Source organism: Moorena sp. SIO3I6, assembly GCF_010672095.1.
The window spans coordinates 1-12,245 of sequence record NZ_JAAHHU010000031.1; the positions used below are offsets into that span (position 1 = coordinate 1).

Genomic DNA, 12,245 nt, shown 5'->3' on the forward strand with positions numbered 1-12,245 from the left:
ATATTGTGCGTTTGGTTAATTGGTGGCAGGGAGTTCCATTTGCAGCTACCCGATGTTCTCGTTTTGCTGCTCTTGGGCCGACCGGTTGACCTATGTCTAAACAAATATTAATTTCGCCAGCGGTATCATAATTGGGGGATTTAGGGGGCTTGCAGCTAAAGGTAGTGAAGTCGATTCATCTGAAAACAGCTGTAATACTCCTAAGGTAAACGAATCTAGATCTAGAACAATGTCTTATCCTACTCAAGAGTCAGAATTCAGTAGTCAAGAAAATTTTCAAGTCAGTCAATCGTCTCCACAACTAAAACTTTATAGTGGTCTTCGGAGCCGAGCTGCGATTGTGCAGTGGTATCTTGAGGAGTTGGGAGTGCCCTATGAGTATATCTTGCTGGATATGAAAGCTGGAGAGCATAAACAGCCGGAATACCTGTCGATTAATCCGATGGGTAAAGTGCCAGCAATTGTGGATGGGGACTTTAAACTTTGGGAGTCGGGAGCGATTTTGGTTTACTTAGCTAATAAGTATGGAGAAACCCCTAGTTCTCTGGAAGAACAATCAGAGATTGTGCAGTGGGTGTTGTTTGCTAATGCTACCTTAGGACCAGGATTGTTTTTGGAAGATAGACGGGAGAAAGAAGCGCCCAGTTTATTGAAGCCACTAAATGAGCTATTAACGGATAAAACATTTTTGTTAGGGGATAACTTTAGTGTGGCGGATATTGCAGTAGGGTCTTATTTGGCTTATGCCAAAATACTGGTAAATTTTGATTTTAAAGAGTATCCAGCTGTTGCTGATTATCTGATGCGTTTGTCTGAACGTCCAGCTTTTAAAGAAACTATTGGTAATCGGTAATTGGGAATCGGGAATCGGGAGTCGGGAGTCGGGAGTCGGGAGATAGGGAACAGGGAACAGGGAATAGGGAGTAGGGAGTAGTTGTATTTGGTGCGATCGCGTAGCGTGGCCGTAGGCCAAACGCGAACGCTCCAATTCAAAGTTTCTTCTTTTCTTTATTTTGAAGTTTTAATTTTTAATTTTTAATTACCCAAAGGGGTGAAAGAATACTGTACCTCATAAGTGCGAGGAACGCTATATCGATAGACAAAAGTAGTAATTGGTGGTAGTTATGCCACAAGATTAATCTTGATCTAGAATATCAGAGGTAAAAGGACAATCCTGGGGGAAGCAAGTAGATGGATAATCCTTGCTAACCACAAAGAGTGGATATCTGTAGCAATCGGAAAAGACCGATTCAAGATAAGGCTTGAGACTGGGAGATTCAGACAACAAAAGATTAATCTGTTCTCTCTGCTCATTGATCGTTTTTTCCCAACCTCGATAATCAGGCTCTGAATTCACGTACTGCCTTTTAAGCAAGTGTTCCATTAAAACCTTAAGTCGGCTCTGAATCTCTCGTTTATCTGTTCGCCCCAAGGTGGCTATTTCCTCAATTAAATTCTCTATGTCCAACTCATCAAAGTTTCTTGTTTTAAGTTGCTGACAAGTTAGATCAGTCCACAGAACAAAATCCTGATTATACAAGTCACTATTACTCATTATTTGTTCATTATTTTATAGTTTTTGTAAGAATCACGGAGGTTTTTAAGTATCCGTACATTAAACTAAATTACTATATAGCAATTCTCATAGCTATGAGTAAAGTCACAGCGCTTGTGGCCTGTGCCACAAAGCTGACAGCTGACAGCTGAATACTTACTATTATAGCGTTTCTCATAGCTATGAGGTACAGATAATTTGGGATTGCTATAACCCATTAGTGCGTCAGTGCAATAGTTTTTTTTAACCACTGAACTGATCTGATGTCTGGATGATAACCCTTAATAACAATCTTCCCATCTGCCACGCCACCGCCCCATATCTACCACACTTTCCACGCTTTAAGTGTTTTACACCCTTACCACACTCTAATAGATAGTGTGAATGCAATAGTTTTTCTAACCCCTTGCATCTTCTGAGAACTTGTGTTAAAATAACAGTATCGTTAAAGCAATGGTTTTACCGCCATGATGATTTCTACCGCCCAAGCTGCTGAATTACTAGGTGTTTCTGCCACTCGTGTCCGTTTCCTGCTGAGCAAGGGCAGAGTGAAGGGGGCTTATAAGGTGGGTAGAACTTGGGTGATTCCTCTGTTTGACGGTATGCCGGTGGTCACCCCTGGTACTCGCGGACCGAAGCGGAATTGGTCAAAGCGCACGGAGTACACTAAGGCTGTGATTCACGTTAATCAGAAGGTAATTCGCCAAAATCTCAAGAGCGGGGAGCGCAACCCTGTGATAACGGTCAAACGGGGTTCTAAAAATATTTATGGTCATACGGTAGAAGTTAATGGCCCCTGTCGGGTGATGTATCGTCCAGATGATCCTTTACATTGTGGGGCTAGGGTGTGGATTGAGACGATTTCTGATTTTAAGGTCAGCTGATTTGGCTACTTGAAGGACGACTTTCAGCATCGGATTTATGAACAAAACACCAGACTTTGATGATGAGATGCTACCTGAGTACCAGTTTGACTATCACAAGGCAAAGCCGAATCGTTTTGCTCAGCAGCAACCAACTAATGCGATCGCACAAGCGCGGAAGCGTGGCCTTTTGGCCAAGGTCAATCCCAACCAAGTTCCAAAGACAACTTAGTGCAATTCGCTCTCGACTTCAAAAATTAGGTTTGTTGTAAGTCAGTCGTTAAACCCTACCATAACAAATTACTCGCTATCAATTGTAGAAAAGTATGCTCCAATTTAAAGGAGTGTGAGAGAATTGAACAAGTTAAGCATTTCTCTATTTCCTATGACAGTAGTGGAGTTATTTCCTACTTTGAGAGATTTAAACCGTGCAGACAAACTAAAAGTTATCCAAGTTCTTGGTAGCAGAGCTAGCTAGGAAAGAGGAACCTACCTTAGAACCAGGAGCTACCTATCCAGTTTGGTCGCCCCTTAACTCTCATCAAGCCGCTAATCAACTCGCTCAACTGTTGGAATCGGAGCAACCTAACTCCAATGGGTAATGCTCGACGATTCAACTTTACCGAGGAACAAATTAATGCTGCTCTGGCCTACATTAAGACCAATCGTGCTGAACTCAGAGCTGAGTATCAAATTGTATTGAAAGAAGCTACCGCCAATGGCTGATAGCTGAATAACTAAGCTGAAAACCAATCGAAATTTCGGCTAATCAACAATTCTGTCTTCTTGGCATGGTGAGTGTTTTTCATCGCAATAGGTTGTATAGCAAATTCATAGCGACTTGCTAGATCCCTTGTTTATTATGTACGAAGTGTTATTGGAAGTAAAAAAATATCTCCTAGGTTTACATTTAATTTAGAAACGCTCTGGAGTTATACTTTTAGGGAAGTATTCTGATGCCAACGATTAGTGGACAAAAGAGAAGTTATTGGACAACGAGGCGAATCTATTTTTATAGTTATCATAACACGTAAGCATCCAACGCGCGGTTACCTATTCGATCATCCACGATTTCTTGGGGAAAAGAAGCGGACTATAGACTTTTATGTAGAACTCTTTCATGATGAGTCTTTGATACCTTTTTTCTTTGTGCAAGTTAAGTCAACATATGAGGGTTACACTGTAAAAGAGCATCGGCTAAAAGTTCAAGTTACAGCCACTGATATCAAGCGTCTTGCTGCTTACCCTGCTCCAACCTATATTGTTGGTATCGATGAATCAAGAGAGCGAGGTTACATTGTGTCAGCTAATGGGGAATGTCAAACAGGACTTTCAAGTCTATGTACTGACTATCCTCTCAATCCAGATGCATTAGCGCTACTATGGGATGAGGTGGTAGCCTACTGGACTTCTCCCACCTACCCAGCATTCCGGTCAGCCTTTTGTGATCCGAAGTGGAGGCAGTAATGAAGCGAGATTTAGATTATTTCATTGGTGAGCGTGCTGAACATCTGGCAATAGTATACTTGACACGTAGCCACGATCTAGTTGTGGAAAGGATGAAAGCTGATTATGGGCTAGATATGTTGGTAACAATACTACAGGATAAATTACCGACAGGAAGGGTTTTTGGTGTTCACATCAAAGGTCGAGACAAAGCTTTCAACGACATACAGCAAGAAGCTTCATTAGTTTTGTCTGACCAAGAAAAGAAGTACTTTCAAGATTTGCCCTTCCCGGTATGTGTATTGTTTTTCACTATGGACGATGACAGGGGCTATTACCGATGGTTGAAGTATCCAAGTGAATCCAACCAGAGCCTTTATACTCTTGAAAACAATCAATGGCGTTCCCTGGATCAGGAGCAGGTTAGCCAGATAATCGCAGACGTAAATGCTTGGTATAATCGAAAGCACCAATCCGCCGCATAACAACACCCATGCACCCGAGCGCCTTATTCTTAGGCTCAAAATCAGGAGACTTACGTGGCATACAGTGACTTTACTCTCAAGAAAGTCAAGCTTGACTTCAATATCCAGACTGTGGAGGATCAGTCACTATTTTCCAATAGTGAAGAAATTAAAATCAGTGATTATCTCGCACAGACCTTAAAAAGAAATGTTCCTTTAGCGTTAGCCATTAATACGGAAAAAGCTAGATCAGAACTCATCATTATTAATATTTTACTGGAAGTTAAAGAAAAATCCTATGATCAAAAAATTAGTCTATTCTCAGGGATTGATTTTAATGTAGATAAGGAAAAAGGCTTAACTGGATTTTGCGATTATATCATTAGCGGTTCAGAAGAGCAGTTATATTTAGAGTTACCGGTAATTACCATAGTTGAAGCTAAGAATGAAAATATTATTTCTGGCTTAGGTCAATGTATTGCGGAAATGCATGCTGCTCAACTTTTTAATCAAGAAGCAAGTCATGAGTTATCCTGTGTATATGGTGCAGTAACAACAGGAGATGAATGGAGATTTGTTAAGCTTGAAAAAAATGTTGCTTATATAGATAATGATAGCTATTATATTAGTGATATTAATAAAATTATTGGGATTCTAGTGAACATGGTTAAAGGAGAAGCCTAATACTATTAGGAAAGGGAGCAGGGAGCAGGGAGCAGGGAGCAGGGAGCAGGTAACACGTAAAAGGTAACAGGGAAGAAGGTAAAAATTCTGTGTACCTCATTAGGGTAAAATATACTACTTTAGCAAAGGGAACAGGGAAAATAGAAAAAATTCGTCTACCTCATTCTCCCGATTCCCGATTCCCGATTCCCGATTCCCGATTCCCGATTCCCGATTCCCGATTCCCGATTCCCGATTCCCGATTCCCGATTCTTGATTCCCTAAAACCCAATCGAAAACCGGGATAATTGTGAAACTAATCCTATAATTCCGCCGATTAACACTAACCATAGGGAATTTACCTTAAAGCGAAATACCAGCACCGCACTAGTTATTGCCACCATAACGGTTAACCAATCCACTAAAGCAGTACGTGCTAAAATATAAGTTACTCCTGTCATCAGTCCTAAGGAAGCGGCATTAACACCGTCGAGGAATCCACTTGCCCAGGGGGATTGGCGTAGCTTGGGCACCCAAGGATTGAGGATTCCGACTAACACAAAGGCAGGCAAGAAGATTCCAACGGTGGCAGCGATTGCGCCAACATTACCATTCAGGAGATAGCCAATGAAGGTAGCAGTGGTAAACACAGGACCGGGAGTGACTTGACCGATTGCGATCGCATCAAGCAGTTGTTGGGAAGTAAGCCATTGGTGGCGCTCTACTAAATCTTGCTGTAGAAACGCCAGCAGCACATAACCACTACCATATAGAACGGAGCCAATTTTTAGGAAGAATAGGAAGACACTAGCAGAAGATATAGAAGCGGCGGATGGTACACCGGTCTGGGCTAAAAGACTAGAGAAAGGCACAAGTAAAGCACCTGTGATGTTATTTCCTCTACGCCACAGGGTTTTGACTAGCATTACCGCAGCTCCCACCAACAGCAGTAAGAGAATTTCATGGGTACCTAAGAAGAAAGCGATAGTAGCTGCAACTCCTGCTACTGTAGTGGGAATATCTTTTGCTGCTTTTTTCCCCAACTTCCATAACGCTTGTAAAACAATAGCGATGATAACTGGTTTGATACCATAGAGGAGCCACTCTACCTGGGGCACACTCTGGTAACGGGCATAAATTGCTGCCATTATCCAGACAATCACCATTGCTGGCAAGATAAAACAAGAACCAGCAACAAACAGTCCTCGCCATCCTGCTCGCTCATAACCGATGTGAATCGCTAATTCTGTAGAGTTAGGGCCTGGAAGAAGATTGGTAACGCCCAGTAGATCCAGCAGATTCTCATGACTCATCCACTGTCGTCGCTTCACTACTTCATCATCCATCATGGCAATGTGAGCAGCTGGGCCACCAAAGGCAATTGTCCCCAATTTAAAAAAGACTAGCGCTAATTCTTTGAGTCGTTGCCCCTGTTCTTGTGGGGAGAGTTGAGCTTCAGAACTGTTGTGCTGGTCAGGCTGAATATCTTCTATTTCGTTAGACACTGGTTTGACTCCAACGGTGTCAAGGTTAATATACCAAAGGGAAGAGGGAACAGGGAATAGGGAATAGGGAGTCGGGAGTCGGGAATCGGGAATCGGGAGTCGGGAGTCGGTAGTCGGGAGTCGGGAATCGGGAATCGGGAATCGGGGTAATAAAATTTAATTTATAGTTATTTGCAGATAACTTATTATAGATAGTTCAGCAGTTATCTTACAGCTATCAGCTATCAGATAACTGCGATGCTCTTTCAGAGCCGCTACGCGATTGGCCGTAGGCCACGCTACGCGAACGTGTTTTTTGAGGTTATTGTATTGGTTATTGAGCAATTCGTGTAGGAATTTTAATAATTTTTGATGCCCTATTCCCTACTCCCTACTCCCTACTCCCTACTCCCTACTCCCTACTCCCTATTCCCTACTCCCGACTCCCGACTCCCTACTCCCTACTCCCTACTCCCTACTTCCTTTGCTATTATTTTGGTTATTTTTATGGTACAATAGTCCTAGAGTAATCTGGTGTAATCTATGGCTAAGTTTTACTCAGAAATCAATCAAGATTTAAGAGAGTTTATTGAGGAGCAAAAAATATTTTTTACAGCCACAGCCCCCCATCAAGGTCGTATTAACCTATCCCCCAAAGGTATTAACACCTTTCGGTGTATTGATAGTAAAACAGTGGCTTATCTAGATTTAACCGGTAGCGGTAACGAGACATCTGCTCATTTGCTGGAAAATGGCAGAATGACAATTATGTTTTGTAGCTTCACTGAAAAGCCATTAATTCTCCGCCTTTATGGTCATGGTCAGGTAATTCGACCTAGGGATAAGGAATGGGAAACAGTCTACTCCCTATTCAATAGCCTACCAGGGGAAAGACAGATTATTGTATTAAATGTAGAATCTGCCCAAACCTCCTGTGGTTATGGTGTACCTTTGTATGACTTAAAAGGAGAGAGGGAAACTCTGCTCAAGTGGGCGAATAAGAAGGGAAAACAGGGAATTCACGACTATTGGCAAGCCAAAAATATTGAGAGTATAGATGGGTTACCGACTAATCTTTTAGAAGATTAACCAGAATGGTGAATTAAGAATTAAGAATTAAGAATTAAGAATTATACATTCTACATTCTGCATTCTACATTATTAATTTTACATTCTACATTCTACATTCTACATTATTAATTCTGCCTTCACCATTCTGACAAACAACCAAACCAACTTATTTTTTAGTTTGGTCTAGACTAGCGGCAGCGCTATTGACCTCTATGGGATTTTCCTGGGCTAAAGCACTATTGATATGTGATTGCTCTCCCGTAATCAAGGCAGTTGCTTGCTCTAATGCCTCGATGCGATCGCTAACTCGGTTTCTTTCTGGTAATAGTTGCAGGATTTTCAACTTTTCCAGCCTTTGATTAACCCTACCAGTCGCACCTACGATAAACACATCACGACGTTTGTCACGAGCCTCCTTAACCATAGTCTCTATCGCTAAAGAAGCGGTCACTCCCAACAAGGGAACATCGCTGAGATCTAAAATCAGGACATCATACTTTTCTACCATCCCCATCCGCTGAGAGATACCCTTGGCTGCACCAAAGCTCATTGGTCCGCCGAGACGGAATAGGAAAATTCGACCACGAGCCTGTTTCAGAAGTTGTTTTTCTTCATAGCTCAAACTCTTTTCACCATCATCAGGAGCAGTAATTTCCTTGATTTGATTAATTTGTAGCTCACTGAGGTTTTTGACAGTCAACAGGTTGGCAATGAACACCCCAACGGCAACGGCTGTAATTAGGTCAACAAATACAGTCATGAATAACACTAAATACATTAATGCTGCTGCCTTGAGGGAGACTTGATGGGCTCGTTTGAGGAAGCTCCAGTCAATAATATCGATTCCTACTTTAATCAAGATGCCCGCCAGGACAGCATGGGGAATACTTTCAGTGAGGCTTCCCGCCCCCACAACAATCACCAGCAGCACTAGGGCATGAATCATGCCTGAAAGGGGGGTTTGACCACCAGCCTTAACATTGATTACCGTCCGCATGGTAGCACCAGCACCAGGGAGCCCACCAAACAAGCCAGCAATCGTATTACCGATACCCTGACCAATTAATTCCCGGTCAGAGTCGTGCTGGGTACGGGTAATATTATCAGCAACCATGGACGTTAACAGAGAGTCGATAGCTCCCAAGGTGGCTAACATTAGACCATAGCCAAGCATGTCTTTGATTTGGCTGAACTTAAAGACTGGCAAATATAGCTTGGGTAAGCCTGTGGGGATGTCTCCAATCCGTCTGAGCTCGCTGTCTGGCAGGTCTGGGAAAAAGACAACCGATATCAACGTACAGACTATCAGTGCTAGCAAGGGGGATGGAATTAATCGACTCAGCTTCCTAGGTGATCCAAACATAATCACCAGAGTCAGGATTGCTAGACCGGTAGCGGCAAAATGGGGATTAGCGACAAAGGTAGGAAAATTGCTGACAGATTCCACCACATTCCCAGAACTAGGATGCCCGAAAAATGGACCAATCTGTAACAACAGAATGATCACACCAATCCCTGACATAAAGCCAGATATAACTGTGTAGGGCATTAAGGTAATGTATTTACCCAGCCGCAACACCCCAAATAAGATTTGAAATATCCCCCCTAGCATGACAACAGTAAATGCCATCGCTAGACCATTCTCTGGGTTTTTAGCAACTAGCGCCGTAAACACCGTTGTCATCACTACGGTCATCGGGCCAGTGGGACCAGAAATCTGAGAGGGAGTACCGCCAAACAGAGCGGCAAACAGACCAACAAAAATAGCGCCGTAAAGACCATGAATTGCCCCAGCACCGGAGGATACTCCAAAGGCTAGGGCTAATGGTAGTGCAACAATTGCAGCAGTCAGACCACCAAAGACATCACCGCGCAAATTACGGAAATGTAAACCATTCACAAATTGCATGAGTGGGTAATTTAGTGAAAGAATAATACTTGCTCTAGGCCCACATCTAATTGATTCTTTCCATATAACTTGGAATTCCTACAATAATGCTATAGGAAAATGTTAGGGTTAGAGCCATCCAAATATAGAAACCGGAATTTACCTGGGCAACACTTAAGTGTATCGCAGTAAGAATTGCTATATAAGATGCCTTAGAATTTTACACTAGAATTTTACACTGTTGGAGGTGAAACTGTTGAAATTCTTGGTTAATGGGTAAAGTTTACCATTCAATCCAGGGATGCCTAGCACCATTGACTATCATCTCCCCAAAGAATAATTGAGCAAGGTTAGTGGGAGTACACAGAAGGATTGGTGGATTATTTCGCAAATTCTGGTTAAAAATTCCGGGAAAATCAATTACTCTCACTAGAGATTAGAGACTAGAGATTAGACAGTTCATGTAGGGTGGGCAGTGCATCAGACAGATAATGAAGCTTGCAAAGTGCTTTGGTACGCACTGCCCACCCTACGATTAGCTAGACACGACTCAATGGGACAATAGTTGCTGATATCGAGCTCAGGCTAAATCAGATTGCGATAGTGCTGGTAAGATTGGGCTATTGACTGGTAACCTATCCTGCTGTTGACGAGAAAGCATGCAAAAAATCCTGAGTTGGGCAATACTAGCTTCTGTGATTACATTACCTGTTTTACCTGTTTCGGCTGAGCAACCCCTTTTCCTGGCCTATCCCCCCCGTGAGCATAAAACTACTGCAGAGAAAATTTTCTTGATTGGTACTGCAGCCCCTACTTCAGAGGTGTTGGTCAATGGTAAACCTATCCCCCGTAGCCAAAGTGGGAATTTTGCTCCTAGTTTCCCTTTGCAGCTGGGAGAAAATCGGTTTACCTTGCGCTATCTAAACCAGGAAATTCAAGTTACCGTAACCCGGCTGTCTACTGAACCACAGTTACCACAAGGTTTGGGATTTGCCAAAGATTCCCTGACCCCAGCAGCAGATATTGCTAGATTACCTGGAGAACAGATTTGTTTTGGTGCGATCGCATCCCCTCGTGCTAGGGTTTCTGTGACCCTGGGCAATCAACGGATTTCCTTACTCCCTCAATCCCAAGATGTCCAACTTCCGTCTAATTTTGCCGTATTGACTGGTCAAAACCAACCTACACCTCGTGCAGCTATTAATAACTACCAGGGATGTGCCGAAATTTCACAAGCTGGTAATTTTGGCAACCCTGTGTTTCAACTAAATCTCAATGGCGAGAGAGTCAGTCAGCGGGGTACAGGTACAGTGGAAATTTTATCTCCTAACCGCTTAGAGGTAATAGAGGTAATAGAAGAGGCTGGGGTTGCCCGCACTGGACCGAGTACTAACTATTCTCGCTTAACGCCTTTACCAAAGGGAACTAGAGCAGCAGTTACTGGTAAACAAGGAGACTGGTTACGTCTTGATTATGGTGCTTGGATTCGCCAGAAGGAAACCAAGGTAATTTCTGGTGCAACTCCGCCGAAGTCTATTATTCGCAGTATCACCTCCCGACAGGTACCTGGAGCAACAGAAATTCTCTTTCCCCTAGAGATACCAGTACCAGTGAGTGTGCAGCAGTCCGATAAAACCTTTACCCTAACGCTACATAATCTAACCGCTCAAACGGATACAATTTTCCTAAATGATGACCCAGTGATTAAGCGCCTAGACTGGTACCAAGTGACTCCAGACCGGGTGCAGTATAATTTTAGACTCAAATCTGAGCAGCAGTGGGGGTATGACTTGAGGTATGAAGGCACTACTCTCATTCTGTCTTTGAGACATCCACCAAACTTGAGCAGTAGAGGAATACTGGGTCTATCGACTCAGCGGTTAGCAGGAATTAAGATACTGCTCGATCCCGGACATGGGGGAGCCGAAACAGGAGCGAGTGGACCGAATGGGTATCCAGAAAAGGATGTTAATTTAGTAGTCTCGAAACTGTTGCAAAAGGAATTGGTACAACGGGGAGCAACGGTATATATGACACGGGAAACTGACAAGGATGTGTCATTACGAGACCGGATGGATATGATTCACGAACTAGAACCAACGATTGCCCTTTCTATCCATTACAATGCGCTACCAGATTATGGTGATGCTATTAATACTGCTGGGATCGGAATGTTTTGGTATCATACCCAAGCCCACGATTTATCAGTGTTTTTGCATAATTATTTAGTCCAAAAGCTCCGGCGTCCATCCTACGGAGTATTTTGGAATAATCTCGCCCTAACCCGTCCTCACAAAGCTCCTTCGGTGCTATTGGAATTGGGATTTATGATTAATCCGGTAGAGTTTGAATGGATTAGCAATCCCCGAGAACAAAGGCAATTGGCTAATGCGATCGCAGATGGGATTACTGAATGGATAGCTACTGTGGAGTAATGCAAGCTTTGTTGAATAGGTAACAGGGAATAGGGAAACAGAGGGGAGATGGGGAGATGGGGAGATGGGGAGTCAGATGAGCGACTGGCGTGGAAACCCCCAAGACCGCACTGGTAGTTGCTCATCAGGGAAACCTCCTTTGGCCGACTGCATCCGTTGACAACAACGATAGGATAACAATGTAAACTTTTATTACTGGACTCAAGACTTTTGGCTTTGATGGTAAAATAAACTTCGCCAATTTGCTTGATAGATATATGGGCTACCCTAACTTGTTTAATTTCTCAACTGAGTGCCTGTAAATTCAAAACCATTTTCAGAGCTATCTAGTATCACTTGTTTGATGTAAGATATGTCTCGGTTTCACCTCACGTAT

General features: G+C 43.0%; 18 protein-coding genes. 12 read left to right on the forward strand and 6 right to left on the reverse strand.

Features of this window, described 5'->3' with window-relative positions:
* The first annotated feature begins 229 nt into the window (after positions 1-229).
* Positions 230-853 (forward strand): glutathione S-transferase family protein, encoded by a 624-nt coding sequence (locus F6K49_RS11460; protein WP_293019248.1) that lies wholly within the window; start codon positions 230-232, stop codon positions 851-853.
* Here the strand turns inward: F6K49_RS11460 and F6K49_RS11465 are convergent.
* Both F6K49_RS11465 and F6K49_RS11470 read right to left on the reverse strand, forming a co-directional pair.
* Positions 796-993, reverse strand: a complete 198-nt coding sequence (locus tag F6K49_RS11465; RefSeq protein ID WP_293019249.1) for a hypothetical protein — start codon at positions 991-993, stop codon at positions 796-798. The two genes, F6K49_RS11460 and F6K49_RS11465, sit on opposite strands and share 58 nt — an antisense overlap.
* 142 nt (positions 994-1,135) lie before the next feature.
* Positions 1,136-1,555 carry a DUF29 domain-containing protein gene (locus tag F6K49_RS11470; protein WP_293019251.1) on the reverse strand — a complete coding sequence of 140 codons (420 nt, stop codon included), beginning with the start codon at positions 1,553-1,555 and terminating at the stop codon, positions 1,136-1,138.
* A gap of 467 nt (positions 1,556-2,022) precedes the next feature.
* Here F6K49_RS11470 and F6K49_RS11475 point away from each other — a divergent pair, with 467 nt between their 5' ends.
* From F6K49_RS11475 to F6K49_RS11510, 8 genes are all read left to right on the forward strand, one after another.
* Entirely contained in the window at positions 2,023-2,439 is a 417-nt protein-coding gene (locus F6K49_RS11475) for a helix-turn-helix domain-containing protein (protein ID WP_293019253.1), read from the forward strand.
* A gap of 37 nt (positions 2,440-2,476) precedes the next feature.
* Entirely contained in the window at positions 2,477-2,650 is a 174-nt protein-coding gene (locus F6K49_RS11480; protein ID WP_293019254.1) for a hypothetical protein, read from the forward strand.
* A 226-nt stretch (positions 2,651-2,876) separates the two neighbouring features.
* The gene (locus F6K49_RS11485; protein WP_293019256.1) at positions 2,877-3,020 is read left to right on the forward strand and encodes a hypothetical protein; all 144 of its coding nucleotides are present in this window, start codon (positions 2,877-2,879) and stop codon (positions 3,018-3,020) included.
* Complete coding sequence (locus F6K49_RS11490; protein WP_293019258.1) at positions 3,013-3,144, forward strand: hypothetical protein; 132 nt, start codon at positions 3,013-3,015, stop codon at positions 3,142-3,144. Before F6K49_RS11485 ends, F6K49_RS11490 begins: the two co-directional genes overlap by 8 nt.
* Before the next feature lie 243 nt (positions 3,145-3,387).
* Positions 3,388-3,885, forward strand: coding sequence for a DUF4365 domain-containing protein (locus F6K49_RS11495; RefSeq protein ID WP_293019259.1), 498 nt, complete (start codon positions 3,388-3,390; stop codon positions 3,883-3,885).
* Positions 3,885-4,349, forward strand: coding sequence for a DUF4365 domain-containing protein (locus F6K49_RS11500; RefSeq protein WP_293019261.1), 465 nt, complete (start codon positions 3,885-3,887; stop codon positions 4,347-4,349). The genes F6K49_RS11495 and F6K49_RS11500 overlap by 1 nt, the downstream gene beginning before the upstream one ends.
* Before the next feature lie 54 nt (positions 4,350-4,403).
* Positions 4,404-5,012 (forward strand): hypothetical protein, encoded by a 609-nt coding sequence (locus F6K49_RS11505; RefSeq protein WP_293019263.1) that lies wholly within the window; start codon positions 4,404-4,406, stop codon positions 5,010-5,012.
* 89 nt (positions 5,013-5,101) lie between these two features.
* A complete protein-coding gene (locus tag F6K49_RS11510) occupies positions 5,102-5,299 on the forward strand; it encodes a hypothetical protein (RefSeq protein ID WP_293019265.1) in 198 nt (65 codons plus the stop codon).
* Here the strand turns inward: F6K49_RS11510 and F6K49_RS11515 are convergent.
* Positions 5,273-6,496, reverse strand: coding sequence for a chromate transporter (locus F6K49_RS11515; protein WP_293019266.1), 1,224 nt, complete (start codon positions 6,494-6,496; stop codon positions 5,273-5,275). The genes F6K49_RS11510 and F6K49_RS11515 overlap by 27 nt on opposite strands.
* Before the next feature lie 351 nt (positions 6,497-6,847).
* On the opposite strand from F6K49_RS11515, the gene F6K49_RS11520 reads away from it, so the two are divergent.
* Together F6K49_RS11520 and F6K49_RS11525 are read left to right on the forward strand one after the other, a co-directional pair.
* Complete coding sequence (locus F6K49_RS11520; RefSeq protein ID WP_293019267.1) at positions 6,848-6,994, forward strand: hypothetical protein; 147 nt, start codon at positions 6,848-6,850, stop codon at positions 6,992-6,994.
* 24 nt (positions 6,995-7,018) lie between these two features.
* Positions 7,019-7,564 (forward strand): pyridoxamine 5'-phosphate oxidase family protein, encoded by a 546-nt coding sequence (locus tag F6K49_RS11525; protein ID WP_293019268.1) that lies wholly within the window; start codon positions 7,019-7,021, stop codon positions 7,562-7,564.
* A 148-nt stretch (positions 7,565-7,712) separates the two neighbouring features.
* Here the strand turns inward: F6K49_RS11525 and F6K49_RS11530 are convergent, their stop codons facing one another.
* From F6K49_RS11530 to F6K49_RS11535, 3 genes are all read right to left on the reverse strand, one after another.
* Entirely contained in the window at positions 7,713-9,455 is a 1,743-nt protein-coding gene (locus F6K49_RS11530) for a SulP family inorganic anion transporter (protein WP_293019269.1), read from the reverse strand.
* 46 nt (positions 9,456-9,501) lie between these two features.
* Positions 9,502-9,636 carry a sodium-dependent bicarbonate transport family permease gene (locus F6K49_RS53320; RefSeq protein ID WP_364305972.1) on the reverse strand — a complete coding sequence of 45 codons (135 nt, stop codon included), beginning with the start codon at positions 9,634-9,636 and terminating at the stop codon, positions 9,502-9,504.
* Between the two features lie 81 nt (positions 9,637-9,717).
* Positions 9,718-9,864, reverse strand: coding sequence for a hypothetical protein (locus tag F6K49_RS11535; RefSeq protein ID WP_293019270.1), 147 nt, complete (start codon positions 9,862-9,864; stop codon positions 9,718-9,720).
* Between the two features lie 229 nt (positions 9,865-10,093).
* Here F6K49_RS11535 and F6K49_RS11540 point away from each other — a divergent pair, with 229 nt between their 5' ends.
* Entirely contained in the window at positions 10,094-11,869 is a 1,776-nt protein-coding gene (locus F6K49_RS11540) for an N-acetylmuramoyl-L-alanine amidase (RefSeq protein WP_293019271.1), read from the forward strand.
* The last annotated feature ends 376 nt before the right edge of the window (positions 11,870-12,245 follow it).

Coding starts and splice junctions, on each gene's coding strand:
- F6K49_RS11470 (WP_293019251.1), bottom strand. CDS start 1,555: ATGAGTAATAGTGACTTGTATAATCAGGATTTTGTTCTGTGGACTGAT.
- F6K49_RS11530 (WP_293019269.1), bottom strand. CDS start 9,455: ATGCAATTTGTGAATGGTTTACATTTCCGTAATTTGCGCGGTGATGTC.
- F6K49_RS11475 (WP_293019253.1), top strand. CDS start 2,023: ATGATGATTTCTACCGCCCAAGCTGCTGAATTACTAGGTGTTTCTGCC.
- F6K49_RS11520 (WP_293019267.1), top strand. CDS start 6,848: ATGCCCTATTCCCTACTCCCTACTCCCTACTCCCTACTCCCTACTCCC.
- F6K49_RS11460 (WP_293019248.1), top strand. CDS start 230: ATGTCTTATCCTACTCAAGAGTCAGAATTCAGTAGTCAAGAAAATTTT.
- F6K49_RS11480 (WP_293019254.1), top strand. CDS start 2,477: ATGAACAAAACACCAGACTTTGATGATGAGATGCTACCTGAGTACCAG.
- F6K49_RS11490 (WP_293019258.1), top strand. CDS start 3,013: ATGGGTAATGCTCGACGATTCAACTTTACCGAGGAACAAATTAATGCT.
- F6K49_RS11525 (WP_293019268.1), top strand. CDS start 7,019: ATGGCTAAGTTTTACTCAGAAATCAATCAAGATTTAAGAGAGTTTATT.
- F6K49_RS11500 (WP_293019261.1), top strand. CDS start 3,885: ATGAAGCGAGATTTAGATTATTTCATTGGTGAGCGTGCTGAACATCTG.
- F6K49_RS11540 (WP_293019271.1), top strand. CDS start 10,094: ATGCAAAAAATCCTGAGTTGGGCAATACTAGCTTCTGTGATTACATTA.